This window comes from Mucilaginibacter sp., from assembly GCF_025362475.1.
In the GTDB taxonomy this organism is placed as follows: Bacteria; Bacteroidota; Bacteroidia; order Sphingobacteriales; family Sphingobacteriaceae; genus Mucilaginibacter.
Genome location: NZ_JANYGH010000065.1, coordinates 227241 through 252303 on the forward strand (window position 1 = coordinate 227241; position 25063 = coordinate 252303).

Below are 25063 nucleotides of genomic sequence, written 5' to 3' on the forward strand. Positions count from 1 at the left end.
TACGGAAGCACAGTGACTGTCTAAGGACGGTGTTCAAACCAATCACCTAATCAACCAAAAACCATTCACTCTCCCTAAATTGTGGATTAGTTGATTGAGTGGTGGATTAGTTTTCACCATTTTATCATCTTGTCAGCAAAGCCAGCCAATCAACCAAAAACCATTCACTTTCCCTAAATTAGATTGCAACCAAATGATGCCTATTGCATTACAGGGATGTTGCAACTATGAACCCCCACCAGGAAGCCCAGCTTATTGAACAATGCCGAACGGATCCGGCTGCTTTTGGGCAGGTGTTTGATGTGTGGTACAAGCCTGTGTTTGGTTATGTTATGCGCCGTACCGGCGATTATGATCTTTCAAAAGATATTGCTGCCGAAACTTTTTTAAAGGCTTTCCTCAAAATTGGTAATTTTCAGTGGCGGGGTATTCGCTTGTCGTCCTGGCTGTATCGGATTGCCACCAATGAGCTTAACCAATATTATCGCAGCAGTAAGTACAAGCCCCAATCGTTACAGCAGTTGCTGGAGAACCCCCAGATGGAGAAACTGCTTCATGAAAATGCAGAGAACGAGCGGGAGATAATGGAGCAGGAAATTAAAGCCTACGATGATTATAACCTAATACGCCAAAACCTGCTTAAGCTTGATGTTAAGTACCAGGAAGTGGTGGCGCTGCGCTATTTTGAACAAAAAACCAATACCGAGATCAGCGAGATCCTGGGGAAAAATGAAGGAACGGTAAAATCATTATTATCCCGCGGCCTGGAAAAATTAAGAAACATGTTGTAGCAATGCAACCAAAATCAATTAATGCATTATAAATGTAATTAACATGAAAAATAACGATGATTTTTTACAGCAAATGGAAAACTTAAAAGTACCGGATGTAAACCCTTCCCAACATCAAAATACAGTGAAAATGGCCATCATGAATGCGGAGCGTTCGGCAGCACTTGGGGTTTGGTTGGTGGCAGTGCCCTGCTATTTTTTATTATGCGTTTTTATGTTCTACTTTTTTCACCTCAGGATGGGTTGGTTCGCGGCCATGTTTACCTTAATGTCTGGCCTGGCAAAAACTCCATTTATAGATGTCCTGGGGCCAATAGTATTGTTTTTTCTGCCTATCATCTGCATTATTATTAATGTACTATCCATTTTGCATGTACAGGTTCAGCATATTGATCCCAGCCGGCGTAAGGTAAAGGAGCTCAGGATCACCGTAAAAATAAAACGCTGGAACATTTTGCTCATCCTGATCAGCCTGGCTATCGTGTTTGTTTTTATAAGTTATGTGATGACAGAAAGCATCTCCATTAACAATTAAAATCATGAAATTAAACTGGTTCACCCGTAAAGGAATTATTTACCTTCCTGCAGCTGTTGCGGGCTGGGTAATATTGGTTATTGCATTTTCATATGCTGTTTATACATTTATTGATATAGACAGGCGCTCACATTCGGTAAGCGATACGCTCATTAACTTTGTATTTAACCTGCTTATTATTGGTTTAGTGTACACCCTGGTAGCCTACTTTACTGAAAAAAGGACAGAGGCGGAGATTTTAGAAGAATAATTATATTTGGAAGCAGGTTTGCCAATAATGGAAATGAACGGCTCGCGGAATCAATATAATCACCATCAAATTGTTAACAAAATACAAATTGTGGAAATTTTTAAAATAGACTTTCATTTATAAAAAATAATCCCTATAATTGCAATCCGATTTTTACGGGCTAAAAATCGCTTTAAGAGCTAAAAATCATGGATTTAGTAAAATTTGTTGAAGAGCAATCAATAGAAAAAAGACAGTTTCCTTCCTTTAAGGCTGGTGATACTGTAAGTGTGCATTATAAAATCAGAGAAGGAAACAAAGAACGTATCCAGGTTTACCAGGGTGTTGTTATACAACGTAACAGTGCAGGTAACTCAGAGACATTTACCGTTCGTAAAGTTTCTAATGGTATAGGTGTTGAGCGTATCTTCCCTATTAACTCTCCAAACATTGATAAAATTGAAGTGAACAGTCACGGTAAAGTGCGTCGCTCTAAATTGTACTATCTGCGTGCCCTTACCGGTAAAGCAGCTCGTATCAAATCAAAAAGAGTTTAATTACCCTTCCTCTTTTTTAAGAGGGCATACAAAAGCTTTTAAAAAGGCCTTTTCTGATTTATCGGGAAAGGCCTTTTTAATGGTAAAAATTAGAATATGCTGCTTTTGTAAACTTGCCACGCTGTGTAGGGATTTTCTATGGGGAGTGATTTGTGGTGCTTATGAATGCCGTTTGATAGATACTGTGTTGAGTTGCTAAGACATGGTTATTTTTAAGTGTATAAAAACGCATTCTCATAGCTTGTAAGGCCTCTGTTCCCGTAGTTTGAGTACCCCACAAACCTCTATGCCACATTAGTTGAGCAGCTGTTTGTGAAGACACAAGCAGCTGGAATGGAAAGTCGGTTGAGTTTATTTAACTTCTTGATATTAAGAATCTTATTCCATAATTTTAGTTATTAAAATTGATGGCTATGGAATTTTTTAAATTATTTCAGGAAATTACTATAGGGCCATACTTTTTTGTATGGATAGGTTCATTAATTGGGCATGTTTTGTCTTTATATGACAAAAGCTTTCAAGGCTCCAAGGTGTTTTTGCGAGGGGTAATACCAAATCAATCAGATACCTTTTACAATAGGTTAGATTTTATTGTTTTACCAATCATCGGTACAATCCTTGCAGTAGTGCTCATATCTCCAAATGATCCCAAAACAGGTGTTTTTTCTGGTCTTAGTTGGTCAGGCTCCCTATTGGCTATGCTTAAACGTAATCCATCTAATGTAATTAATAATTCATTATAATTATGAAATTACAAGCATTAACAGTGTTGCTAATTATTGTCTTCCTGGCAATTGTAGCATATATTTTCTTCAAAATAGGCGCCCTTAGCAATAATTTAAAGGAGTCATCAACCGCGGAAAATAAGGTAAAGAAGTACTTCCCGGCGATAATAAGTATAAGCATTCTGGTTTTAGTGTTTGGAGGATCTCTTTATTTCGAGCAAAAAGATGCCGAAAGCAAAAAAGAACTTAACGTATTACTAAAGAACAATATCCCAGGCAAAACAATTTACTTACCAACTGCCACGGATTCCCAGAATCTCGCTACTAACTTTAATCGTATTAAAAAGACCGTTGATAGTAATTATCATGTTGCTGCCGCATTAAACCAATACGTATCATCAACTAATACTTTTAAAAAGGTTGATCCCGGGTTTAAAGATTCTGTTAAATCAACCTTTAAAAGTATTACGAAGAAAAAGGCCTCGATTGATAGCATTCAACGTTTTATTGCAAAACCACAAAAAAGCGGCTATGCATACTATGGAATATATAGTAATGGAAAATGGTCGGAACAAAATTTCACAACGGAAAATGGAAATGATTTTCCGGAACGAGGCCAATTAGTCAAATGCATTGTACCTACAAATATCAGAAAGGGAGAAATTCAGTATGTTCCAGGCAAAGGATGGGTTAATCAACCCTGGGTAGGTGGTATTAATAAAGACCAGGTTATTAAAGTTGATAGCGTTATACGCATTGTAAATAATGAAAATTTTATCTGGATTAAGTTCTGATATATAACTCTCTCAAAATGAAATTAAGCTGCAGTCTACAATCAAATCTATATGGTTAATGGCGGCTTCCTAAATATTAAATATTTCATCAACAAAAAAGGCCCCGGTAAACCGGAGCCTCACTAATTCTATTATACGTCAGCTAACCTTAGTTAAGATATTTTGTAATATCGTCTGATAATGGGGTAGTTTGTGACCTAAAGCGGTGGATCAGTTTACCGTTCTCGTCTACCAGGAATTTTTCGAAATTCCATTTAATGTCACCTGTAAACTCTGGGTTTGGTGCTGTTGTAAGGTATTGGAACAATGGATCGATATCCAGCCCTAATACACTTACTTTGCCACTCATAGGGAAAGTAACATTAAAGTTTTCTTTACAAAAGGTTTTGATGTCCTGGTTGGTGCCAGGTTCCTGTCCGCCAAAATTGTTTGCAGGGAAGCCAACTACTACCAGTTTGCCTTTGTATTTCTCGGCAAGTGCTTCCAGATCTTTGTACTGCTTGGTAAAGCCACATTTGGAGGCTGTATTTACAATAAGTACTTTTTTGCCTTTATATTTGGCCAGGGAAAAGTTTTCGCCATCGATAGATTTAAGTTTGAAATCATAAACCGAGGATGGTGCCGACATTAAAAAGAAGGCGAATATTAACGTAATTAGTTTCATGGTATAAATAATTGATGATTAAAGAAATATCTAAGTAAAATTAGCTAATAAAACTTCTCTTAGCCAAATACTCGTCCTCTTTCTGCGTCATTTTTTTCTTTGTAACAACACTTTTATCTGTGTAGCCTAAAAGATGCAGCGCGCCATGGATAATTACCCGGTGAAGTTCCTCTGTTTCGGTTATGCCAAACTTCGCGGCGTTCTCGCGGATGCGCTCAACAGATATAAAAATATCGCCAACTATATCTCCTTCAACCTCGCTGTTATCAAAGGTAATGATATCGGTATAGGTGTCATGATCAAGGTATTGCTGATTAAGTGGCAGCAGGTATGCATCTGAACAGAATACGTAGGTAAGCTCTTTTAGTTTAAAACCCTCGGCGGTAATAGTATCTTTTATCCATTGCCTTACCTTGGCTTTATCTTTTAATTTATAGCTGATATCTTCTTCGAAAAACTGGATGGTAGGCATTATATTTTAAAATGTAGTTCAATTTCGTTGCCGGCTGTATTAAAAATACATTGATCGGCAAGGTGTTTAATGATGAACACGCCACGGCCGGTAAGGCTTTCCAGGTTCTCGGGAGCTGTAGGGTCGGCCAGGTGGTTGTAGTCAAAGCCTTCGCCCTCGTCGGTAACTGTCCATATAATGCGCTTTAAGTCAACCTCGGCATTAATGATTACCTTTTTTGACATATCCAGTTTGTTACCATGTATTATGGCATTAATAGCAGCTTCGTTTAAGCAGGTCATCATATTGGCGAAAGTATCCTCGGCAACATGATATTTGTCAGCAATCTCTTCTATCAGCGCCTCAAGCTGCGTTATGCTCTCCGGGTTTGACGGTAGCTGTAACGTGTATAATTCGCCGGTTTGAACATTTGCCTGTTCCATGTTATTTGGCATTAAGTTGATCAAAGTAAGATTTTATTTTTTGCTTGTAATACAAATTAAGTGCCGGAGATACTGTCCTTATCTGTTCTGTCTGTTTTGCTCTCTGCTGCTGATAATCCTGCAGTGCTTTTATGTACCCCGGTGGTATATCTTTACCGTTATGGCTTTCTCTTTGCTGATCCTGCTCGCGTTCCTGTTGTGCCTTCTCAGCTTCCAATAATCGGCTCTGAATTTGTTGTTGCCTTTTCAGCGCTTCATCTGTAATCTTCCTGTTTACGAGATCATGCTCAGTTTGTTCCATTTCTTTCGAAATTTTATCTAAATTTCCTAAACCGCCCTTTCCATCCTTATTTTCTTCACGATTTATTTGCTCTAACTGCTGCCGTATCATCTGCTGCTGGCGGGCCATACGGGCCAGTTGCTCGCTCATATTACCCTGGTTGCCTTGCTGGCCTTTGCCCTGGTTGCCTTGCTGTTGCATCTGCTCGCGTGCTTTTTGCATGTTTTGATTTAACTGCTGCTGCATTTTTGATAGCTGAGACATTGATTGGGGTTTTCCTTTGCCGCCCTTACCCTTGTTCATCATTTTTTGCAGCTGGTCCAATGCTTCGCTCAACATCAGGGCCAGGTTGTTCATGGATGTCATGGCGTATTGCTGGTTGCGGTTGGCTTCGGCAGTGCGCCGGTCGCCAAGGTTATCCAGCGCCTGATCTATGTGGGTATTGATACTGCTGATCTCCTGGTTTACGGTTGATTGAATTTGCGGAATGCGCCTGCTGAGTGCATATAGGCTGTCTTCGGCTGTTTTTAAGTTATCCTTAATATCCTTTTGGCTTTGCGAAAGGGAAATGTAAGATGGATCTGTTGGGTTGGTGCTTTTTAATGTTTGCATCAGCTTCTCCTGGTTAAAAGAGCTGTTCACCAGATTTTTTAGTAGCTCGCGCAGTTGCTGGGCGTCAATGGCATTTTCCTTGCTTTCGCCTTCCTCATCCTGCTGCTGTAGCTTGCCGGCCAGTTGCTGCATTTCTTTAGCGGCCTGCTGTTGTGCTTTGCTTGCCTTGCTCTTATTATTCTTTTGCAGGTCGCCGGCACTTTGATCCATTTGTTGCTCTATACTTTTGGTTTCCTTTTCGGGGTTTTGGAAGTCGTTTTTATGCTCGGCCTGCTCATTTGTTTTCTGCAGATCATCAAGCCCTTTTTTAACCTCCTCAAAATCGTTTTTTAGCTTATCCTGTTCCTGCTGTAATTGCTGCTGATCGGCGCCTTGCTGGTTTGTTTTTTCGGATAGTTTTTGTTCTTTATCTGCCAGCTTGTTAAGTTGATCTATCTGCTGATTCAGCTTTTGATCAAACTCCAGCTTTTTATAAAGCTCCAGCATACGGTCGAGCTCTTTTTTTAACGATTTATTATCCATCTGCATTTTAGATAGCTCATCTCGTGTGGCATCTTTTTGCTGCTCATTCAATAGCTGCTGCAGATTTTTAAGTAGTTCCTTTGTTTTTTGATCCAGCACGTTGTTAAACAAGTCTTCAATTTGTTTTTGCTTGTCTAATATCTCGTCATTTTGTTGCTGGTTTTCCTGGCGGTTATATAGGTTTTTCTTGTTGTCGTCCTTAATTTCCTTTACAAGGTCTTCCAAATCCTTACGCTTTTGCATCAGGTCTTCCACTTGTTTCTTTTCATCAAAAGAGAGGGTGTTTTTATTAAGCAGTAATTGATTCAGCTTTTGCGAATCATGCTCAATCTGCCCTGCCAGCTTAATGGCCGACTGCATTTTTTGTTTGATAGCTTGCGTGCCCGCGTTTAACTGCTTGTTTATTTCCCCGGCGTCGGGAACATTCAGTGTACGCTCGGCGGTGCGGGCTTTTTTAGGTCCGGTTACAGCATCATTGTCAGCCACCTCGAAATAATAGGTCACCCTATCGCCGGGATTGACCCCCATGTCCTTTAAATTCCAGAAATAAAAGAAATCGGCCTGTGTTTGTGTCATGTCCGCCTCCACGCGTTTTATAAACGTTTTTGGATTGTTGTTATTGCCGGACGGCTGGACAGTATAGTGGAATGTTAAAGCCGAAAATCCATGGTCATCCTGTATTTTTCCATTGAAATACAACGACTTCATGCTAACCGAATCCGGTTTCTCCGCAACGCTGATGGCGGGCACCTCATCCAAAATTACATTGATGTGATAGGTGGCCGAATCGCTATGGTTTACCTGTGTATTTACGGGGCTAAGCTTATAAATGGCATTTTTGAAAACCTTTTCGCTATGTTCAAAAAAGTCGGTGCTTGAGGGGGTAACCTGGCGGGGAGCATTGTTCATTAAAAACTGTAAGCCGGTTGCATATTGGGTGTGCAACAGCCATTTAATATTGGTGCCCGCTGGTATTACAAGGTCGCCGGCGTTTACTAAGGTTTCATTTTTTTTACGCAGATAGGCAGGGTAACTCAGCTCCACATCAAAATGCAATAAAGCAGGCTTCTGATTTACTTTAATCTCATACAGCTCTGATGTAAAGCCGTTCCCGATAAGTTTGAACCGGGTACTTTGCTGAAGATTTGTGAACAGGTAATGAAAGCGGCTATTGGTTTCTTTATCCAGCTTAAAGGTATTGCCGGCGGTTTCTACATATATTTCGGCAGGTAGTTTATCGCCATCGAGTTTTAAATCGAGCTTAAGGTCATCGCCCTGAACAACAGCTAATGTTTTATTGAGCACGTTGAATTTAAAAGGCGCCACCGGTACAAAATATTCATTGTGCCTGATTAATCTTTTTGTGCTTTCGGTTAAAACAGAGGGGGCGGCAAGTGCTATGATGATGATAACAGCAACCGGGGCTAATATCCATTTTAAATATTTAGTGTTTTCGCGGATGTTGATAGCCGATGGAAAGCTTACCGGTTTTAATGATTCTATCTTCTGGTCAATACTTGCCTCGATAAGCGCGCTGTGGTTGGCATCGGCAGTTGCTAATTTTTTAAGTTGAAGGGTGTTGAGCAGCTTATCGTTTACATCATGAAAATGCCTGCCAATAATTTCCGCGGCCTCATCGTGCGTTAATGATTTGCCTAATTTAACCCATGATAACAATGGCGGCAATATTAGCCAGCATATTAAACCAATATTAAGGGTGATGAAAAAATAAAAAAGGATGGTTCGGAAAAGTATGTTAAAGTTTCCAAAATATTCGCTGAGCGTGATAACAACGTATGCCGTAAACAAACCGGCTCCTAAAAATATTAATCCGCGCAAAAAATTATTGAAATAATACTTTCTTATAAAGATGTTTATCTTTCCAATTAGTAATTCATAATTTTCAGCAGACTTCATAATTCAGTGCTAAAGTACCAAATACACAATTAAACGAAAAAGGTTGGGTAAACTGTATTTGTCAAGGGTGTTAAGATAAAAAATCAAATTGTATTATCTGCAGCCCATATAATATTTAACAATACTATGTTAAAATACCGACAATCGGGCCCGCAATTAATGCGGAACGCGAATGTAAGTTTAAATAAAAAGAAGATGCTATGTGGCTAAATATCAAAGCTATTTGAAAGAAGATGCCATCACATTTGATTATCTGCTTTGAATTCACCAAACAAATTATATATTTGCACCCCAATCAAGATTAATCGGGATGTAGCGTAGCCCGGTATCGCGCCACATTTGGGATGTGGAGGCCGCAGGTTCGAATCCTGCCATCCCGACAAAAGCGATACCAACCAGTATCAAAAAGCCTTTAAATCTATGATTTAAAGGCTTTTTTGATTTATTCCAGCCCAATATATTCAAGTTATATCAAAGAAAATTGTGCTACCTCAGAAACAGGCAGTTACGATATAAAGTAGCTGCCTTTCTTTTTCTGTTAACGTATTGTTAACTGTTCTTAGTCGTTCCTTTGGCTTAGTTAAATTTGCGAATAAATAGTGGAATCGCAAAAGATTATCAGGTAGTTATCTGATATGAATCGTCGCCAGGATCAGCGGTTATTGCAGCTTAATTTGGGAATTGGTTTTTCCGGTTTTGCACATTTTTGCAACGTTATCTAATGTAATCATCGAACGCCTCGCCGCCAGTCCACTCAAGCCCTTGCGCCAAGGAGTAGTATTTTTCCCCTCCCTCCAACGTAACAAAACTACCGAGGCTTTTATGTACAAAATAATCATTCTCAAACGTTACTTCAGCCAACAACATCAACTTCTTGCTATCTTTGGTTTTCTTTCTCAATTCCAAACATATTATATGAACGAACAAGTGCAAACCACTAGTAACGAACAAAAAGAAACATGGAACAAAGTGGCCCATAGCTGGAGAAAATGGGATGAATTTACAATGAACTTTTTAAAGCCAATGGGCGCTGCGATTATAAAAGCGCTGGATGTAAAAACGAATGATGTAACGCTGGATATTGCATCGGGTACAGGCGAGCCTGCATTTTCAATTGCAGCGATAGCAAAAGGCGGCAAAGTGTATGCGACCGATCTGTCTGAAGAAATGCTTGTCATTGCACAGGCTTATGCACAGGAACGTGATATAAATAATGTCGAATTTAAAGTGGCGGATGTATCCAGCCTTCCATTCAGTGACGATTTTTTTGATAAAATAAGTTGCCGGATGGGTTTTATGTTTTTCCCTGATATGCAATTGGCGGCAAAAGAGATATTTCGTGTTTGTAGAAATGGTGGAAAAATGGCGGTCAGTGTTTGGGCTGGAGCAGAAAAGAATGATTGGTATACCACAATGACGAAAGTTTTATCAAAACATATTGAAATGCCACGGCCACCCGTAAATGCACCAGGTATGTTTCGGTGTGCCGCACCCGGTTTAATGAAACAGTTGTTTGAGGACGCCGGTTTTAAAAACGTAAATGAAGAAACTATTTTCAGCACAGTAGATTTTGGAACTGCAGAAAATTATTGGCTGAACAGAACGGAAATGTCTGAGTCTGTGGTGCAGTTATTAAGCACCCTGAGTGAAGAAGTGCGTAAAAAAATAAAAGCTGATTTGATCGCAGATTGCAATGGCACGCTAACCGACGGAAGGCTTATAATGAATTGTTCTTCTCTGATTATATCGGCTGAAAAATGAAAATTGTCAGAACATAAGAAATTGCCCGACATCACAACACGGGATCATATTACTCGATTCAGTTAGTATGTTTTTGACATTTTTCGCATCCTCTAAAAAGTTCGAGAATTGTCCAATTCCGTCTACGGATGGTAGGTAGCCCGAATAGGACTAATCTCGAATCGCCTAATTGATTCAATACGTTTTTTATAAGCCATTTAAATAAGCAATACCGGTTCGAGATTATGTTAATCTCCTCGATAATTTTCATCAAAAGCCGGTTAATTGCTGTAGCGCGGGGCGGTATTCGGGAATACCCTCTGGTCCCTGATTTCTAACAAATCTTCATTATCGCGTAGCCTTCGTCGGGTGGTAATCTTTCCAAAGCCACTCCAGGGCTTCGGGAAGTGTTTGCTGTTTTACTTTATAATCAACATGCCGGGCGTTGCGGGCAAAAATAAACTGGTATTGATAGCCTTTAGCGGCAAGTATTTTGGCCATGTTTTCATTTGCAAGCACCCAATCGTGCATATCGTCGCGCATGATGTTTGGATTAAAAAGGTCCTGATCGCCTACTTCCATCCAGATCCGCAATGGCTTAGGTTTACTTTTTGGGATGATGTGTTCATGAAATCCCCAGGCGCCTTGCGGTGTTTCTGGATTCCAGGGCCATTGCTGGTTTATATAGGTACCGGAATAGGTGAGCACACGGTGATACCATTCCGGGTGATACCATGCCATGATCAGGGCACATGATCCGCCCGAACTACCACCCATGGTAGCACGCCCTGCAGGGTCTTTGGTTAGTTTTACGTGGAATTTGCTTTCTACCAGGGGCAGTATTTCATGTTCAACAAATTCGGCGTATACACCGCTCATCGTATCGTATTCCAGGCCCCGTTCGCTGCCTTGTGCATCCCCGCTGCCGTTACCGATAGAGATGCCGATCATCGCCGGTACTTTACCTTCGGCAATCAGGTTGTTTAATGCCGTGAAAAGCAAATCGTCCGGCCCGTCGGCGCCAACGATGAACGGCGCTGCAGTGCCGGCGATATACTGTTTTGGAACATACACCGCCACCTGGCGGATGTAGGGTGCAGGATGGCTTGTAGTAACAATTAACTTAGCAGAGTTTGCCGGATCTGCCGTGCCAAATGTATTTGGTTCCCGGGCAATGCCGGGATAAATCCGACTGCCCTTCGAATCTATGGTAAAGCGGTAAATGGTCCCTTGCGGTACATTAGTTTGTACCATTGATTCCGGTGCAGGATTATGTGTGGGGCCGATAATAAAATTCCCATTGGAGTCGGGCGAAGGTACGGCGCCATCCGGTAATTCCTTGGCCAATACATAACCGGGCGTATGCGGGTCGCGAATTGGCACCTGGGCCATTGCCGGGTTTACATTCCATATCATGTGGCACAATATACCGGACACTATGGTGCGATTAATTATTTTGGTTAGTTTCATTTATTTTGATTTGGGGTAGGTGATCGTTATGCCTGCGTTTTAAATTTAGGATTTATAGCTGCGGCATCAAAATAGGGGATTAATTTTATTTTTGACCGAAAGGCTCTTGAAAGGGTGCCGGGAACGGGGATTCGCAAATTGCCCACGTGCTTCTTCAGGTTCTGAAAAAAAGTGGTTAAATAATGGCACCTATAAAATTTCTGCGCCACATCTCCACATCATCCTCAAAGCAAATGACTCCCGTATGCCTGTATTTAGCTAAGAAATCGATATATTTGAATAACAGAAATGGAAAGAAATGGGTACTATTGAAGAATTAAATGTAATTGGGAGTACGGTTGTAAGGCGGCTAAGAAGACAGAAGCTGGATAATGGAAAGCCATTTTTGATATGGTCGAACAAGCTCCCTAAAAATCAAAGTTATCTGGAATATCCTGATCATTCTATCAAGATTGTTACTGTTGCACCTAATTTAAAGTCATTTGCGGTAGTTGAGGAGCTTACCAATAGCCAGGCCCAGATTATACGCCGTGAGCTAAACCTATTTTAACATGCCCAGCCTGTACATAATTACGGGTTCAAACGGAGCCGGAAAATCCACACTCGGACCGGACTACCTTCCAAAAGAGATTTCACAGCATTATACAGTTTTCGACGGCGACTTACTTTATACCAGGAAACTAAGTGAACTATTTCCGGCGATCACCAGGTCGGCTAAATATGCGCGAAAGGACGCGTTGGAATACGTGGTAGATTTGTTTGAAGAACAGACAACACGAGCATTAGCTAACCGTGATCATTATGTTTACGAAGGTCATTTTACCAATGATGCCACCTGGGAAAAACCGAAATTATTCAAAGACGCAAATTATCGCGTCCATCTTATCTTTTTCGGTCTGGAAAATCCCGAGCTATCGCAATTCCGGGTCACAGAAAGGGTAACCGAGGGTGGTCATTATGTTGATCCACAAACTTTAAATAATAACTTTTACGGGAACCTCGAAAAATTAAATATTTATCACTCTCTGATCGATGACCTGACCATCGTGGATACTTCGGAAATCAACCATCGAATCTTATTTAAGACTATTTAGAAGCAAGTCGAGTTTCATGTTGAACGGGATGAGCTACCGACTTGGTTTGCCAATTATCTTCCTACAATTGTTCAGTTATTTCCGTAACAGGCTACTAACACACCAATTTCTTGAAATCCTGTAAAAAGTAATTTTAAAACTGTCTTGTTTAGTCTACGATTGGGTTATTTAAATTTATTGTTTATAATAAACTCTGCCCGAAGGTCAGCAGATTGTTATCAGGGTCAAGAATAGAGAACTCTTTTTGTTGCCAGAGTTTATGCTCCAACTTGGTGCTGTTAACGTTTTGACTTCTGGCAAAATTGTAAAACTCCTCTATATCATCGGTACGGATATATACCTGCCCATAGTTTTCTTTTGGATCAAGGTCTTTAAATTCAAAAAAGTGAATTTGGATGCTATCTTTTTGTACCATAAGGTAACCATCGTAGTCGGTACTACCAAATTCCTGAAATCCCAATTTGTTTAAATAAAAATCCCTGGTAATGGCTTTATCGCGCATTGGTAGTTTTGGATTGATGTCTGTAAGCATATTGATTAGAATTTAACGGGCATTGCGAAAGTCAAATGTAGATTAACAACTTGTGAATAGCAAGTTGTTAATCTACTCCGTGCGGCAGACATAGATTTTATCGATAGATATATTCCTTTCATCGACACTTGTACTCATTTAATTACGGTTATGGTATGTTCGCAGCGCAAAAAAGGGCGAAGCCCTTATTGTGATAAGGTTTAGGTAAAGTCCTCCGAGCTGCGATAGCAAGGGGGCTTTTTTACTTCAATACCAAGCCTTCCTTAATTAACAATATTTTCAATCGATTGTCATCGTACATGTCTTCATTACGGCTGATCAGGAAAATACTTCGGCGGACACTGTTAAATAAAACAGCATTGATACGACGCTACACTGGAAATAATTCGGCAATTTGTAATTATGAGGATTTAAATTTAAATAGCGTATTGATTATTCTCATATAAGTTTAATTAATATCCAATATCTATAATAGAGTTATAGCCATTTTTCGCCGTTTAAGAGGCATTTTATAATATTAATAATAGTATTTTCACATTAATAAAAATTCATTTACGGTTGATTGATGTTCTGATCAATTTACTTTTTAATCCTTTATTGCTAAACCACATCTTGTTATCATAAAACGAATGTGTTTAAATGGGTTGTTCTCATGTTTTCGGGGTGATAACAGCAATGCATAGTGATCGCTTTAAGCGATGTTCAAAGTTATATACACAATTACCTGTTGCCATGAATAAAGGACCGTCTGAGGAGCTTATAATTGCGAATAAAGAACTTCTGTTTCAGAACAGTGAAAAAGAAAAACGTGCTAAGGAGTTAGTTATAGCAAATAAGGAGTTGGCATACCAAAATAACGAAAAGGAAAAGCGCGCAGCGGAATTGATAATTGCAAATAATGAGTTGGCTTTTCAAAACTCCGAAAAGGAAAAACGGGCCAATGAGTTGGCAATTGCGAATAGAGAGTTAGCCTTTCAAAATTCCGAGAAAGAGAATCGTGCACAGGAATTGATTATAGCTAATAAAGAGCTGGTGGTTCAAAATGATGAAAAACAAAAAAAGGCCGAGGAGTTAACAAGAGCTTACGACAAAATAAAAAGTACAGAAGTTTTTTTAAAGGAATACATCCAGGGGCTTGAAGAAATGATGTTTATGACACATCATAAAGTAAGGCAACCTGTAGCAAATATATTGGGAATTGCGCAAATGCTTTCTCAATTTATAAGCTCTCCGGCCACATTAAAAAAGCTAATAGGTTATATGGAAGTATCCGCTTTGATTCTTGACGATTTTACAAAAGAGCTTACTTCTTTTATTGAAAACCTTGAAAAAAAAGGAAAAAATAACAAAGGTTGATTTTAAATATACTTATTAAAAAGAAGGGGAGGTTTTCCTACATCCTAAATCTTAAAGAAACAGATCTTCCTAAAGCCTGCGCTAATTCAGGATCGATCAGCGGCCCGTCGCCTTGTTGGATCCACACGCTGCGCTCATCTTTTTGAAGGGTGATCTTTTCCCCATTCAACAAAATTTCAAGCTCGCTTGTGCCCTTGTTTATTGGCGATGTATTGATCTGATACACGTGGTCGGTATCATTGTATGTTATTCTTAGTGGCAGTCCCATCTTTGTCTTCTCTCCGGGTAAATATACAAATCCAATATCCTAAAAAAATAAAAAGATGTAATAAACGTACCTTTTTGTGTGTAAGGTATTGTTAAACAGTTGATTAAAGTAAATTATAAAAATGGCGAAAATTAGGCTGCAAGCAGGTATTCAACCTTTTCTAACAGGTTATTTGCGTCAAAAGGCTTGTGCAATACATCGTTTGGAGCGCCTTTTTGTGATAAAGAGGAATCAATATCATCACCGCCCGAGCAGATGATTACCGGTATGTTACTAGTATTCCTGTTCAGCTTTATCAGCTTACATATATCCAGGTCACTCATGCCCGGGAACAAGGCGTCAAGAATAACCAGGTCAGGGTGGGTACTCCTGATATCGTTAAATATATTATGCCAATCGTTATATGATACCACATCGTAACCATTGCTGGTTAAAATATAGGTCATTACCTCTATCATAAGCTCGTTGTCATCAACAATAAAAATTTTCTTCGCCATATTCTATTCAATCCCTTCGGCTTAAAGTAGTGCAAAGTGCATGCCATTGATTAACTTACAGTTAAAGCCATTTTCAACAGTATGTAATGTGTATGGTTTAGTGTATGATTTATTACGATTAACGAGAAATACAGTTGAATTTTCGGGCTTAAATAAATCAGTTTTCTTACATTTGGCTGAATAAAAATGATTTAGCGGAGCATAATGGATATTGTTAATATAAAGAAACTGGCTAAGGAGCTTAATATATCTACTTCAACCATTTCGAGGGCATTTAATGGCAGCCCTGATATTAACAAGGATACCAAGGAACGTATTCTGGCATTTGCCAAAGAGCATAACTTTTTACCCAACCATTACGCCAGTAACCTGCGTGATAAAAAAACCAAGACCATTGCCGTAATAGTCCCCGAAATAGCCAACGATTTTTTTTCACAGGCCATAAACGGCATTGAAGAGGTCGCCCGTAAAAAAGGTTTTTATATTTTACTTTATCGTACCGATGATGTTTTTGAAAAGGAAGTATCATTTGTAAATTATTTAAATAACGGCAAGGTTGATGGCATCATCATGTCGGTATCGGGCGAGGCTAACGATCATAACTACCTGCGTCAGCTGGAGTCGAAAAATGTACCTGTTGTTTTTTTTGATAGGGTTTATGAGGATATTGATGCCGCTAAAGTAACCACTAATGACTATGATAGCAGTTTTGCAGCCACAGAGCACCTGCTACAAACCGGCTGCCGTAGGGTAGCTTACCTGGTGGTAAATAAAAGTATATCGATAGGGCAGGTGCGGATGCAGGGTTATATGGATGCCTTAAAAAAGCACGATGTTGCTTTTGATGACGAGCTTGTAATAGATTGCAGTAATGACGAAAAGGTAAATTATAAGATATTAACCAAAGTGCTGCAGGAAATTAAGCCTGATGGCATTTTTAGTTCCGTTGAACGCCTGGCCTTTGCTACTTATTATGTTTGTAATGACCTGGGGATATCTATTCCCGGAGACTTGAAGATGATTAGCTTTTCGAGCCTGGGCATTGCGCCCTTATTAAGCCCGGCATTATCAACCATTACACAGCCAGCTTATGAAATGGGTATAAAAGCGGCCACGCTGCTATTTGAGGCCCTGGAGCAGAAAACATCAAACCTTAAACGGCACATTGTTTTAAAATCGAAACTGTTTATCAGAAAGAGTTCGGGGGGAGAAAAGTGAGTAATTGATTAGTTAAGTAAGTGAGTAGTTGATTAGGTGAGTGGTAATGTAGTTGCCTGATTTCCGTTTAAAAAGACGTAATCAATCCAATCAACCACCCACACAATCAACCATTCACTCAATCAACCATTCACCAATTATACGTGAATAAATAATTCACTTTTTGGCCTGCGTACTTTAATCATTTTGCTATAAACATCATCTTCTGCGCGGAAACCAACAGCAGCGATAACCGAAGTAGTTAATCCTTTTTCTTTTAAGCCCAATATTTCATCAAATTGTGCTGCGTCAAAACCTTCCATAGGGGCTGCATCAATTCCTAATTCGGCGGCTTCTGAAACCAATACACCTAAAGCGATGTAAGTTTGTTTGTGCGACCAGGCCAATTTTTGGTCATCGGTACGACTGCTTAATGTTCCTAAGATCATTTGCTCAAAACCTTCAAGGCTGGCACGGTCAACACTGCGGGTATCGGCAACAAGATCGATAAACTTTTTACCAAAGGCTTCATCTAACGTTGTTAACGAGGCAAAAACAAACAATGCGGATGCATCGGTGATCTGGGCTTGGTTATAACCAGCCGCACGTAATTTCGCCCTGGTTTCCGGATCCTGAACAACAATAACTTTAAATGATTGCAGGCCTAAAGATGAGGGAGCCAGCTGGATAGCGCTTTGTAACTGATCTAACTGTTCAGTACTTATTTTTTTAGATGGGTCGAATTTTTTAATAGCGGCCCTCTTTTGTAATTTTTCTACTAATGACATGATTTTATTAATTGCTTAAACAAAAATAGATGTTTAAACATTTAAATAGGTCATACTATCGTAAACTAAAGCTGTGCCTTATCTTTAAGCTCCTGTTCCTTGTCTTTTTCTTCCTGCTTTAACCTCCGTTTTTCTACCCGGATATCTTTACGGGTTTTACCTGCAGTGTCAATATGCTCTTCTCTGTTCTTGTAATCCAGCTTAAGGGCCTCAATTTGCTCTTTTAATTTTTCTTTGGCGGTTTTTTCCTTTTGCTTTTCCTTTTCTTCCTGCTTCTGGGCAGTGGTATCTTTCTTGCCAAATAAACGTTGCAGAAAGTTAGGTTTTTTAACTGGCTCTTCAATTACCGGCAAAACTTCATTGTCATCTCCGCCCTGTTTCATTAGGCTATCTGCTTTTGCGGTATCAATTGGCGCAATGGTTTGTCTTAAGCCTTCCCGCAGGCGTACACCATAAAAGCCATAAGCGCTGGTATCACGTTGTGTAAGTCCTTTGCCAGCCATTAGCCTGCCTATCAGGTTAAAGTAACCATGGAGTCCGGGCCTAAGCGTTCCATCGGGTTGAAAGGCGTATAAACCACCTTTAGGGTATGGTACAATACTGGCCAGGAAAATACTTTCGCCCAGGTTGAGCTCAGATGGCGATTTGCCAAAGTAAAAATGCGATGCCTCTGATATACCATATATATTGCGGCCCCATTCAATAATGTTAAGATAAACTTCCAGCATCCTGTTTTTATTCATGATGTGGTTGTTTTCAATCATCCATACAATCAGGATCTCCTCAATTTTACGGGCGAGGGTTTTTTCGCGGCTTAAAAAAGCGTTTTTAACCAATTGCATGGAAATGCCGCTACCGCCGCGTTTAAATTTCTTTGTCTTAAAGTCGGTGGCCAATGATTTGCGGAAAGCTTCCTCAACAAAGCCGTGGTTGGTATAAAAGGATGGATCCTCGGCCGTCATCACCGCGTTGCGAAGATCGGGGGCGATTTCATTAAGGGGAGTAAACTCCGGGTTCTCGGGCCCGATCAGGTGCGGAGCCATCGGTTTTCCCTTTTCATAGGGCGTGTGTACAAAAGGGCTGTTCAGCTTGGTTAGGTCTGTTTTGCCATATTTCACAATTCTGAAACCATCCTTACTCAGCCGCGAATCAAACTGGAGGTCATCTGGTTTTGATGAATCCATGTAAAAGTTCATGGCGTAATTTAGTTTACCTGCAACCTCTATCCCGTCTAAAGCGTCGAACATTCCATGGGGGAAGGCATCAAAAATATCGGTGGCATTAAGCCAGCCTGTATTTATTTTAAGCTCATAAATTTTAACAGGGTTAAGCGTGTATTTGATAAATGGCCTGGCAGTTAGCTTTTTAATATGTATCATGGATGAGCTATCAACAGATACATAATTACTGCCCACAAAAACATTGGCATCAATGGCTGCGTCAGGAAATACGATATCGCCCGATGATAACGCTGGGTGGTTAATCAATAAATTATGAACCGCCCATGAGCCGTATATTTTAGTTTCGCCGCCGCCATGTTCAACCTTGGTTAGTTTGGTGCTTATGGTATCGAAATTTAACTTAAGCTTTAGCTTTTTCTCAATGATGGGCAGTTCAACCTTGGTGCCATCTGCGTAAAGCTTTACATCGATATTTTTATCTGATGGGTGCATTTTGCCATCAATATGCCAGGTTGCCGCGCCATTATCAACGTCAATGGTCGATTTAAGATTTCCATCTTTAATGATCGCCGTTTTTGCAAGCAGTTTTACCTTGTTGCTATCATCCTTAAAACTTATTGAAAAATTATTGAGCGTTAAGTTATCCGGTATTTTGTATAATACTTCGTTAACCAGGTTGTTGGCCAGTACGCTCAGATCTACTTTTTGTGTTGTTGATGTGGTATCTCTTTTCTTTTTAAACAGGAAATCGAAATTTTTCACCCCTTTTATGCTGGTGAGGTTGATGAACCCATCTTGTAATAAAACATCAGATAATTTTATCTCGCCTATAATCAGGGGCATCAATTTAACACTTACTACAAGATTTTTAATATTAAGCAAGCTATCACGCTGTTCTGGTACTATGCTAACATCTGAAAAGGATACCGTGCTGGTGCCGGTAAAATGGGCCGAACCTATTTTTACATCTAAATTATAATCGCGCTTTGCTTTTGCAGTAGCTTTGTCAATAGCGCTTTTAAGCAGGGCTTCGCGTTTTGAATAGGCAACATATCCGCCTATAATAAATATAAGTAATAAGGAGATCAGGATAAATGCGGCAATACGTATATATTTAGAGTTGAGGCGCTTCATGTGTAAATTTTTCCAAAACTAAACTAATTCTTATCCCCTGCAAACGGTTGTTTATGCAAATTGTTTCCCTGGCAACCACAAAACAATCACCTGTTTTTATAAATTTGTGCGTAATAATATGATAATCACTAAAGAACAAGTTTTACAAGCACTGGGTAATGTTGAAGAGCCAGATCTGAAAAAAGACCTGGTTACCCTCAACATGATACAGGATATACATATTGATGGCAACAACGTTAGCTTCTCTGTTATATTAACAACACCGGCTTGCCCGCTAAAAGCATTAATAGAAAATGCTTGCCGTAACGCTATCGCTTACTTTATAAGTAAGGAAGCTGTGGTAAGTATTAACATGACCTCGAGAGTTACTACTCAGAAAAACACAGGCGTGCCCGGGGTTAAAAATATTATCGCTGTAGCATCGGGTAAAGGCGGTGTAGGTAAATCAACCGTGGCTGTAAACCTTGCTCTTGGCCTTGCACATGCTGGGGCAAAAGTGGGATTGATAGATGCCGATATTTACGGGCCATCAATACCCATTATGTTTGGCCTGGAAGGTGTTCGTCCGCAGGCCAGTGTTGTGGATGGAAAAACCCGTATTGAACCTATTCAGAAATATGGTATCAAGTTATTATCGATAGGCTTTTTTACCGATCCTAACCAGCCGGTGCCATGGCGCGGTCCGATGGTGTCAACAGCTGTTAAACAACTATTTAATGATGCCGATTGGGGCGAACTGGATTACCTGGTAATTGATCTTCCGCCGGGAACGGGCGATATTCATATCACGGTTACGCAAACATTCCCGGTTACGGGGGCTGTTATTGTAACAACTCCGCAAAACGTTGCGCTGGCAGATGCTAAAAAAGGGATAGGGATGTTTATGATGCCAGCCATTAATGTACCTATATTGGGAGTGGTTGAAAACATGTCGTACTTTACGCCTGCCGAGCTTCCGGATAACAAATATTATATTTTTGGCAAAGGCGGAGGGCAAAAGCTGGCTCAGCAACTGGATGTTCCGTTTTTAGGAGAGATTCCGTTGATTAAAAGTATCAGTGATTCTGGTGATGCCGGTACTCCCGCAATATTGGAAGAAAATGGTGCTATGACTGCTGCTTTCATAAATATGGCGCAGCGTGTGGCCCAGCAGGTAGCTATTTCAAATGCAAAGGCATTGGGAAATGAAGCCATCGTGAGTTAGAATAAAAAAGCCGCTGACAATATATGAAGGGGCAAAAATGTTGATATTTGTATGGCATAGCATGCAAATATTGGAAGATAGATTATAGCAAATTATTAATAACTTTACTTTAGTTATAAATTAGTAAAAATGAGTTTATTAAGTCAGGTTGAAACAGCTTTAGATACAATTCGTCCGTATTTGGAAGCTGATGGCGGGAATGTTTCTGTTGAAGAGATCACCCCTGAGGGTGTTGTTAAATTGAAGTTGTTAGGTTCATGCGGTTCATGCCCTATGAGCATCATGACCCTTAAGGCAGGCATTGAAGAGGCAATTAAAAAAGCGGTACCTGAAATTACTTCAATTGAAGCTATAAACCTTACAGATATTGATGATCCTAACGCTGTACTGCCAGAAAATTTAAGATAGTGTTAAGTATTGTTAAATGCTGTTTATATTTACTGCATTAACGTATTTTTGAGCAATGTTTTGAAACCTTTCCCCGTTATTAAAACAATAAATGGCGGAAAAGAGACAGGTATATGAAATATTTAGTTGTTATATTTTTATTGTTTGCATCGGCAGCTACATTTGCACAAAGCCACAATGAAAGGCCGGTTGTGCAATTTACGGGTGTTGTACATAATGCTGATAGCGCGAGCGTTATTGTGCCTTATGTTACCATTACCAACGCATCATCTCATAACCAGGTTAACTTAAGCAACTATAAAGGCTATTTTTCTTTTGTGGCGCATGAGCAGGATACCTTGCGCTTTACCTGCGTAGGCTATGGACCCGTTGCTGTTGTGATACCGGCCAATCTTTCCGGTAAAAGCTATACCCTGCAGGTAGGCCTAATACCACAAATTATTAACCTGCCGGCATTTCACGTATTTCCGTGGGCTACTACAGATGAATTCAGGAAAGATTTTTTAGCTATAAAACTTGCAGATGATGACCTGGAAATAGCACGTAAAAATATCAGTAAAGCAACTCTTAGCGCTCTGTATAATACCCTGCCAAGAGACGCCCAGGAAATTCAATCGGCAAACGCGCAAAGTATGCATACCAGCATCCTCAATTCGCACTCGTTAACGCCCAACCCTTTGCTAAACCCGCTTGCCTGGGGAAGTCTGATCAAACAAATATCCGACGCGGATAGTAAGTAATCTTTAAGATTTATTTGTTCCTCAGGAATAGGAATGTAAAAAGGCCCGTCGGTAATTAAATTCGAGGGCCTTCATATTTTTTAGCGACCTTTTTTAACCGCCGGGAACTTCATTTTGTAGTCAACGTTAACTACACCCCTAGAAATGTCTTTCAGTCTTTTCTCAATTAACCGTTTGCGCAGGGGGCTCAACTTATCTGTAAATAGTTTTCCTTCAATATGATCGTATTCATGCTGGATAATGCGTGCAGCCATACCTCTAAAGGTTTCCTCATGGTGCTTCCAGTTTTCATCGTAGTAGGATATTTTCACTACCGGTTTGCGGTAAACATCCTCGCGGATATCAGGAATACTAAGGCACCCCTCGTTAAAGCCCCATTCTTCGCCGCTTTCTTCTATAATATCGGCGTTCATAAATACCTTTTTAAAATCTTTCAGTTCCGGTTCTTCATCGTCAAAAACAGTAGCATCAACCACAAATAAACGCATAGACATACCAATCTGCGGCGCAGCCAGGCCAACACCACGGGCAGCATACATGGTCTCGAACATGTTATTTACAAGTTCTTTTATGTGAGGATATTCTTCCGGCTCAAACGCGGTAGCTTTTTTTCTTAAAACAGGGTCTCCGTAAGCGATGATAGGGTACTTCATTTTGCAAAAATACAGGTTTATTATTTAGGCTCAAACTTCAATGTAATTAGCCTGTCATTATCAAATATTTCGTTGCTTATTTCCAGCAATTGATCGGCCGTTACTGCATTTATTTTAGCAAAAATCTCCTCTAAGGTTTCAATATGGTTAAAATCGAGCAGGCTTTTGGCCATGGATATAATCAGGCTGAGCCGGTTTTCTTCTGCCAATGCAATCTGGCCAATAAATTTTTGCTTGGCCTGGTGTAATTGCAAGGTGCCCAGCTTTTGTTCGCGCAGCTTTTTTAATTCTTTATGAACAAGTTTTGCCGCTTTCTCTGCCTTTTCAGTGTCAGTTCCGAAATAGATGGAAAAAATACCGGTATCTGTAAAAGGGGTATAGTTAGATTCAATGGTGTAGGCAATACCATACTTCTCCCGGATCTCTAAATTAAGCCGGCTGCTCATTCCCATTCCACCCAACAGATTGTTTAGCAACAGCAATCCATTTTTATATTGGTGCGATGAAGCGTAGGCCTGGTTACCTATAATGCAATGCGTTTGCGAAATAGGTTTTTTGACTATAAGTAGCCCACTTTTATTATCTTGTGGTTTTATCCTGTTTTTTTGGGGCTGATGTGCCTCAATGCTGCCAAAGTATTTTTCTGCCAGCTTAACAACTTTTTTAAATTCATAATTACCATGTACAGCAAATATCATTTCGGATGTACTGTAATTGGCTTTAATAAAAGCGCGCATATCGCCACTATTCATCCGTCCAACGGTTTCGGGCGTGCCTAAAATATTCTTGCCGATGGGCTCATCCTTAAATAGCAACTCTTCAAAATCATCCTGGATAGCTTCTTCGGGCTGATCAAGGTAGGAGGCAATTTCATCAAGGATAACGCCCCGTTCCTTTTCCTGCTCGTCCTCCGGGAAGGTGGAATGGAACAGGATATCCTCAAAGAGGTCTATAGCACGTTCCAAATGCTGGTTTAGCAGCGAGGCATGTATACAGGTATATTCTTTGGTGGTGTAGGCGTTTAAATCAGCGCCCACCAGTTCCAGCCTGTTTAAAATTTGGTTGGTGTTGCGCCTTTCGGTTTCCTTAAACAATAAATGCTCAATAAAATGAGCAAGGCCTTCCTGCTGGTTTTCTTCATCGCGTGAGCCGGCGTTTACTATAAAGCAACAATGCGTTATGGCAAAGGGCGATGGCTTAAACAAAATGCGAATGCCATTGGGTAAGGTATGGGCCTGGTAGTCGATCATATGGAGGTGCAAAGATAACGTTATATATGTTACAATTATTTTACGCATGATTTGTTAGTGATTTTAGTACTTTAGTATGTTGAAGCAACTGCGTAAAGCATTAAAACGATACTTGTTATTACATATACCCCTTAAAACAGATCAATGAAAATTAAAATTGCAGACCTTGAGTTTGAGCCCCTGATTAACGCCGAAACAATTGAAGAACGCGTAAAAACAATAGGTTTACAGCTAAATTCCGACTTTGAAAACAGTGTACCCGTAATTGTTGGTGTACTTAACGGCAGCTTTTTATTTATAGCCGACCTTATAAAACAAATATCTATCCCCTGCGAAATCGCCTTTACCAAACTCGCCTCGTACTATGGCGGCACTACCAGCCAGCTTAAAATTCGCGACGATATAGATTTGATAGTTGACATAAAAGGCCGCGACGTGCTTATTATTGAGGATATTGTTGATACGGGCAATACCCTGCACTACCTTATTGATAAACTTAAACAGCGCGAGCCGGCATCTATTAAAGTGTGTTCGCTACTGCTTAAACCCGCCGCCCTGCAAAAAAACATAGACGAGCTTAAATATGTAGGCTTCGAGATTGAGAACGAATTTGTGGTAGGCTATGGCCTTGATTATCAGGAAATGGGCAGGAATTTGAGAGATATTTATAAGAAGGTGGATTGATAGGATTTCGGAATTGGGAGGTTTGATTTTGGATTTGCTTTCCATAAAAAAATGCGATACTATGATACCAAAACGTATTCTGGGGTGTCAAAAAAGCTTTTTGTCATCCTGAACGCAGTAAAGGATCTGTTATTCACTATGCTTGTTCGCCCGGTACAGTCTGCGAATAGATCCTTCGTTCCTACCCATGACGTATTGAAATTTGAGGCGTGTCGGCCTGTGTCAGTCTGAGCCTGTCGAAGACTCGCGCGGAGAGGCCTTTGCCCGCTATCCTTCGACAGGCTCAGGATGACAGCCAGTTTTGTTACGTCATTTTCTCCTTCAGAGGCCACCAGATTTTACGACTC

27 protein-coding genes and 1 tRNA gene are annotated in these 25063 nt (G+C 40.1%); 16 read left to right on the forward strand and 12 right to left on the reverse strand.

Annotated features, from left to right (window positions below):
* Positions 1-227: 227 nt before the first annotated feature.
* From Q0R88_RS22950 to Q0R88_RS22975, 6 genes are all read left to right on the forward strand, one after another.
* Complete coding sequence (locus Q0R88_RS22950; RefSeq protein ID WP_295720754.1) at positions 228-791, forward strand: RNA polymerase sigma factor; 564 nt, start codon at positions 228-230, stop codon at positions 789-791.
* Between the two features lie 43 nt (positions 792-834).
* Positions 835-1326: a hypothetical protein gene (locus Q0R88_RS22955; RefSeq protein ID WP_295720755.1), complete on the forward strand. Its 492-nt coding sequence runs from the start codon at positions 835-837 to the stop codon at positions 1324-1326.
* A 4-nt stretch (positions 1327-1330) separates the two neighbouring features.
* Positions 1331-1576, forward strand: a complete 246-nt coding sequence (locus Q0R88_RS22960; protein ID WP_295720756.1) for a hypothetical protein — start codon at positions 1331-1333, stop codon at positions 1574-1576.
* A 188-nt stretch (positions 1577-1764) separates the two neighbouring features.
* A complete protein-coding gene (gene rplS, locus Q0R88_RS22965; RefSeq protein ID WP_295720757.1) occupies positions 1765-2112 on the forward strand; it encodes a 50S ribosomal protein L19 in 348 nt (115 codons plus the stop codon).
* A gap of 413 nt (positions 2113-2525) precedes the next feature.
* Positions 2526-2855, forward strand: a complete 330-nt coding sequence (locus Q0R88_RS22970) for a hypothetical protein (RefSeq protein ID WP_295720758.1) — start codon at positions 2526-2528, stop codon at positions 2853-2855.
* A 2-nt stretch (positions 2856-2857) separates the two neighbouring features.
* A complete protein-coding gene (locus tag Q0R88_RS22975; protein WP_295720759.1) occupies positions 2858-3631 on the forward strand; it encodes a hypothetical protein in 774 nt (257 codons plus the stop codon).
* Between the two features lie 148 nt (positions 3632-3779).
* Here Q0R88_RS22975 and Q0R88_RS22980 read toward each other — a convergent pair whose 3' ends face one another.
* The 4 genes from Q0R88_RS22980 to Q0R88_RS22995 are packed head-to-tail and all read right to left on the reverse strand — an operon-like array spanning position 3780 to position 8520.
* Positions 3780-4295, reverse strand: a complete 516-nt coding sequence (locus tag Q0R88_RS22980; RefSeq protein WP_295720760.1) for a glutathione peroxidase — start codon at positions 4293-4295, stop codon at positions 3780-3782.
* A gap of 40 nt (positions 4296-4335) precedes the next feature.
* A complete protein-coding gene (gene ybeY / locus Q0R88_RS22985; protein WP_295720761.1) occupies positions 4336-4767 on the reverse strand; it encodes an rRNA maturation RNase YbeY in 432 nt (143 codons plus the stop codon).
* Positions 4767-5189 (reverse strand): ATP-binding protein, encoded by a 423-nt coding sequence (locus Q0R88_RS22990; protein WP_295720762.1) that lies wholly within the window; start codon positions 5187-5189, stop codon positions 4767-4769. Before Q0R88_RS22990 ends, ybeY begins: the two co-directional genes overlap by 1 nt.
* A 1-nt stretch (position 5190) precedes the next feature.
* Positions 5191-8520 (reverse strand): DUF4175 family protein, encoded by a 3330-nt coding sequence (locus Q0R88_RS22995; protein ID WP_295720763.1) that lies wholly within the window; start codon positions 8518-8520, stop codon positions 5191-5193.
* 306 nt (positions 8521-8826) lie between these two features.
* Here Q0R88_RS22995 and Q0R88_RS23000 point away from each other — a divergent pair.
* Together Q0R88_RS23000 and Q0R88_RS23005 are read left to right on the forward strand one after the other, a co-directional pair.
* A tRNA-Pro gene (locus tag Q0R88_RS23000) sits at positions 8827-8900 on the forward strand.
* Positions 8901-9342: 442 nt separating this feature from the next.
* Positions 9343-10281 (forward strand): class I SAM-dependent methyltransferase, encoded by a 939-nt coding sequence (locus tag Q0R88_RS23005; protein ID WP_295720764.1) that lies wholly within the window; start codon positions 9343-9345, stop codon positions 10279-10281.
* 327 nt (positions 10282-10608) lie between these two features.
* Here Q0R88_RS23005 and Q0R88_RS23010 read toward each other — a convergent pair whose 3' ends face one another.
* Complete coding sequence (locus Q0R88_RS23010; protein ID WP_295720765.1) at positions 10609-11730, reverse strand: alpha/beta hydrolase-fold protein; 1122 nt, start codon at positions 11728-11730, stop codon at positions 10609-10611.
* A 298-nt stretch (positions 11731-12028) separates the two neighbouring features.
* On the opposite strand from Q0R88_RS23010, the gene Q0R88_RS23015 reads away from it, so the two are divergent.
* Complete coding sequence (locus Q0R88_RS23015; protein ID WP_295720766.1) at positions 12029-12280, forward strand: hypothetical protein; 252 nt, start codon at positions 12029-12031, stop codon at positions 12278-12280.
* 1 nt (position 12281) lies between these two features.
* Entirely contained in the window at positions 12282-12824 is a 543-nt protein-coding gene (locus Q0R88_RS23020; protein WP_295720767.1) for a zeta toxin family protein, read from the forward strand.
* 181 nt (positions 12825-13005) lie between these two features.
* Here Q0R88_RS23020 and Q0R88_RS23025 read toward each other — a convergent pair whose 3' ends face one another.
* Positions 13006-13356, reverse strand: coding sequence for a VOC family protein (locus tag Q0R88_RS23025; protein ID WP_295720768.1), 351 nt, complete (start codon positions 13354-13356; stop codon positions 13006-13008).
* A gap of 732 nt (positions 13357-14088) precedes the next feature.
* Between Q0R88_RS23025 and Q0R88_RS23030 the strand changes: the two genes are divergently transcribed.
* On the forward strand, positions 14089-14712 hold the full coding sequence (locus Q0R88_RS23030) for a diguanylate cyclase (RefSeq protein ID WP_295720769.1): 624 nt from the start codon (positions 14089-14091) through the stop codon (positions 14710-14712).
* A 37-nt stretch (positions 14713-14749) separates the two neighbouring features.
* Here the strand turns inward: Q0R88_RS23030 and Q0R88_RS23035 are convergent, their stop codons facing one another.
* Both Q0R88_RS23035 and Q0R88_RS23040 read right to left on the reverse strand, forming a co-directional pair.
* Complete coding sequence (locus Q0R88_RS23035) at positions 14750-14980, reverse strand: hypothetical protein (RefSeq protein WP_295720770.1); 231 nt, start codon at positions 14978-14980, stop codon at positions 14750-14752.
* Between the two features lie 131 nt (positions 14981-15111).
* Positions 15112-15477 (reverse strand): response regulator, encoded by a 366-nt coding sequence (locus Q0R88_RS23040; protein WP_295720771.1) that lies wholly within the window; start codon positions 15475-15477, stop codon positions 15112-15114.
* Between the two features lie 204 nt (positions 15478-15681).
* Here Q0R88_RS23040 and Q0R88_RS23045 point away from each other — a divergent pair, with 204 nt between their 5' ends.
* Positions 15682-16695: a LacI family DNA-binding transcriptional regulator gene (locus Q0R88_RS23045; RefSeq protein ID WP_295720772.1), complete on the forward strand. Its 1014-nt coding sequence runs from the start codon at positions 15682-15684 to the stop codon at positions 16693-16695.
* 137 nt (positions 16696-16832) lie between these two features.
* Here the strand turns inward: Q0R88_RS23045 and Q0R88_RS23050 are convergent, their stop codons facing one another.
* Together Q0R88_RS23050 and Q0R88_RS23055 are read right to left on the reverse strand one after the other, a co-directional pair.
* Positions 16833-17462, reverse strand: a complete 630-nt coding sequence (locus tag Q0R88_RS23050) for a nitroreductase family protein (protein WP_295720773.1) — start codon at positions 17460-17462, stop codon at positions 16833-16835.
* A gap of 65 nt (positions 17463-17527) precedes the next feature.
* Complete coding sequence (locus Q0R88_RS23055) at positions 17528-19777, reverse strand: biosynthetic peptidoglycan transglycosylase (protein ID WP_295720774.1); 2250 nt, start codon at positions 19775-19777, stop codon at positions 17528-17530.
* A 118-nt stretch (positions 19778-19895) separates the two neighbouring features.
* Between Q0R88_RS23055 and Q0R88_RS23060 the strand changes: the two genes are divergently transcribed.
* The 3 genes from Q0R88_RS23060 to Q0R88_RS23070 all read left to right on the forward strand — a co-directional run bounded on the left by Q0R88_RS23060 (position 19896) and on the right by Q0R88_RS23070 (position 22129).
* Positions 19896-20981 carry an Mrp/NBP35 family ATP-binding protein gene (locus Q0R88_RS23060; protein WP_295720775.1) on the forward strand — a complete coding sequence of 362 codons (1086 nt, stop codon included), beginning with the start codon at positions 19896-19898 and terminating at the stop codon, positions 20979-20981.
* Positions 20982-21110: 129 nt separating this feature from the next.
* Positions 21111-21389: a NifU family protein gene (locus Q0R88_RS23065; protein ID WP_295720776.1), complete on the forward strand. Its 279-nt coding sequence runs from the start codon at positions 21111-21113 to the stop codon at positions 21387-21389.
* 113 nt (positions 21390-21502) lie between these two features.
* Positions 21503-22129, forward strand: coding sequence for a hypothetical protein (locus Q0R88_RS23070; RefSeq protein WP_295720777.1), 627 nt, complete (start codon positions 21503-21505; stop codon positions 22127-22129).
* An 80-nt stretch (positions 22130-22209) separates the two neighbouring features.
* On the opposite strand, the gene def is transcribed toward Q0R88_RS23070, so the two are convergent.
* Together def and Q0R88_RS23080 are read right to left on the reverse strand one after the other, a co-directional pair.
* Positions 22210-22782, reverse strand: a complete 573-nt coding sequence (def, locus tag Q0R88_RS23075) for a peptide deformylase (RefSeq protein ID WP_295720778.1) — start codon at positions 22780-22782, stop codon at positions 22210-22212.
* Between the two features lie 20 nt (positions 22783-22802).
* On the reverse strand, positions 22803-24080 hold the full coding sequence (locus Q0R88_RS23080; RefSeq protein ID WP_295720779.1) for a pitrilysin family protein: 1278 nt from the start codon (positions 24078-24080) through the stop codon (positions 22803-22805).
* 96 nt (positions 24081-24176) lie between these two features.
* Here Q0R88_RS23080 and hpt point away from each other — a divergent pair, with 96 nt between their 5' ends.
* Positions 24177-24716 carry a hypoxanthine phosphoribosyltransferase gene (hpt, locus tag Q0R88_RS23085; RefSeq protein WP_295720780.1) on the forward strand — a complete coding sequence of 180 codons (540 nt, stop codon included), beginning with the start codon at positions 24177-24179 and terminating at the stop codon, positions 24714-24716.
* Positions 24717-25063 lie beyond the last annotated feature (347 nt).

Bases quoted from the DNA above. Each gene is read 5' to 3' on its own strand.
- Q0R88_RS22995 (WP_295720763.1), bottom strand. From the start codon at position 8,520: ATGAAGTCTGCTGAAAATTATGAATTACTAATTGGAAAGATAAACATC.
- Q0R88_RS23050 (WP_295720773.1), bottom strand. From the start codon at position 17,462: ATGTCATTAGTAGAAAAATTACAAAAGAGGGCCGCTATTAAAAAATTC.
- Q0R88_RS23015 (WP_295720766.1), top strand. From the start codon at position 12,029: ATGGGTACTATTGAAGAATTAAATGTAATTGGGAGTACGGTTGTAAGG.
- Q0R88_RS23080 (WP_295720779.1), bottom strand. From the start codon at position 24,080: ATGCGTAAAATAATTGTAACATATATAACGTTATCTTTGCACCTCCAT.
- Q0R88_RS22960 (WP_295720756.1), top strand. From the start codon at position 1,331: ATGAAATTAAACTGGTTCACCCGTAAAGGAATTATTTACCTTCCTGCA.
- Q0R88_RS22970 (WP_295720758.1), top strand. From the start codon at position 2,526: ATGGAATTTTTTAAATTATTTCAGGAAATTACTATAGGGCCATACTTT.
- Q0R88_RS22955 (WP_295720755.1), top strand. From the start codon at position 835: ATGAAAAATAACGATGATTTTTTACAGCAAATGGAAAACTTAAAAGTA.
- Q0R88_RS22990 (WP_295720762.1), bottom strand. From the start codon at position 5,189: ATGGAACAGGCAAATGTTCAAACCGGCGAATTATACACGTTACAGCTA.
- Q0R88_RS23020 (WP_295720767.1), top strand. From the start codon at position 12,282: ATGCCCAGCCTGTACATAATTACGGGTTCAAACGGAGCCGGAAAATCC.
- Q0R88_RS23025 (WP_295720768.1), bottom strand. From the start codon at position 13,356: ATGCTTACAGACATCAATCCAAAACTACCAATGCGCGATAAAGCCATT.
- Q0R88_RS22975 (WP_295720759.1), top strand. From the start codon at position 2,858: ATGAAATTACAAGCATTAACAGTGTTGCTAATTATTGTCTTCCTGGCA.
- Q0R88_RS23010 (WP_295720765.1), bottom strand. From the start codon at position 11,730: ATGAAACTAACCAAAATAATTAATCGCACCATAGTGTCCGGTATATTG.
- Q0R88_RS22950 (WP_295720754.1), top strand. From the start codon at position 228: ATGAACCCCCACCAGGAAGCCCAGCTTATTGAACAATGCCGAACGGAT.
- Q0R88_RS23035 (WP_295720770.1), bottom strand. From the start codon at position 14,980: ATGGGACTGCCACTAAGAATAACATACAATGATACCGACCACGTGTAT.
- Q0R88_RS23005 (WP_295720764.1), top strand. From the start codon at position 9,343: ATGTACAAAATAATCATTCTCAAACGTTACTTCAGCCAACAACATCAA.
- Q0R88_RS23060 (WP_295720775.1), top strand. From the start codon at position 19,896: ATGATAATCACTAAAGAACAAGTTTTACAAGCACTGGGTAATGTTGAA.
- def (WP_295720778.1), bottom strand. From the start codon at position 22,782: ATGAAGTACCCTATCATCGCTTACGGAGACCCTGTTTTAAGAAAAAAA.
- hpt (WP_295720780.1), top strand. From the start codon at position 24,177: ATGAAAATTAAAATTGCAGACCTTGAGTTTGAGCCCCTGATTAACGCC.
- ybeY (WP_295720761.1), bottom strand. From the start codon at position 4,767: ATGCCTACCATCCAGTTTTTCGAAGAAGATATCAGCTATAAATTAAAA.
- Q0R88_RS23055 (WP_295720774.1), bottom strand. From the start codon at position 19,777: ATGAAGCGCCTCAACTCTAAATATATACGTATTGCCGCATTTATCCTG.
- Q0R88_RS23045 (WP_295720772.1), top strand. From the start codon at position 15,682: ATGGATATTGTTAATATAAAGAAACTGGCTAAGGAGCTTAATATATCT.
- Q0R88_RS23030 (WP_295720769.1), top strand. From the start codon at position 14,089: ATGAATAAAGGACCGTCTGAGGAGCTTATAATTGCGAATAAAGAACTT.
- Q0R88_RS22980 (WP_295720760.1), bottom strand. From the start codon at position 4,295: ATGAAACTAATTACGTTAATATTCGCCTTCTTTTTAATGTCGGCACCA.
- rplS (WP_295720757.1), top strand. From the start codon at position 1,765: ATGGATTTAGTAAAATTTGTTGAAGAGCAATCAATAGAAAAAAGACAG.
- Q0R88_RS23070 (WP_295720777.1), top strand. From the start codon at position 21,503: ATGAAATATTTAGTTGTTATATTTTTATTGTTTGCATCGGCAGCTACA.
- Q0R88_RS23065 (WP_295720776.1), top strand. From the start codon at position 21,111: ATGAGTTTATTAAGTCAGGTTGAAACAGCTTTAGATACAATTCGTCCG.
- Q0R88_RS23040 (WP_295720771.1), bottom strand. From the start codon at position 15,477: ATGGCGAAGAAAATTTTTATTGTTGATGACAACGAGCTTATGATAGAG.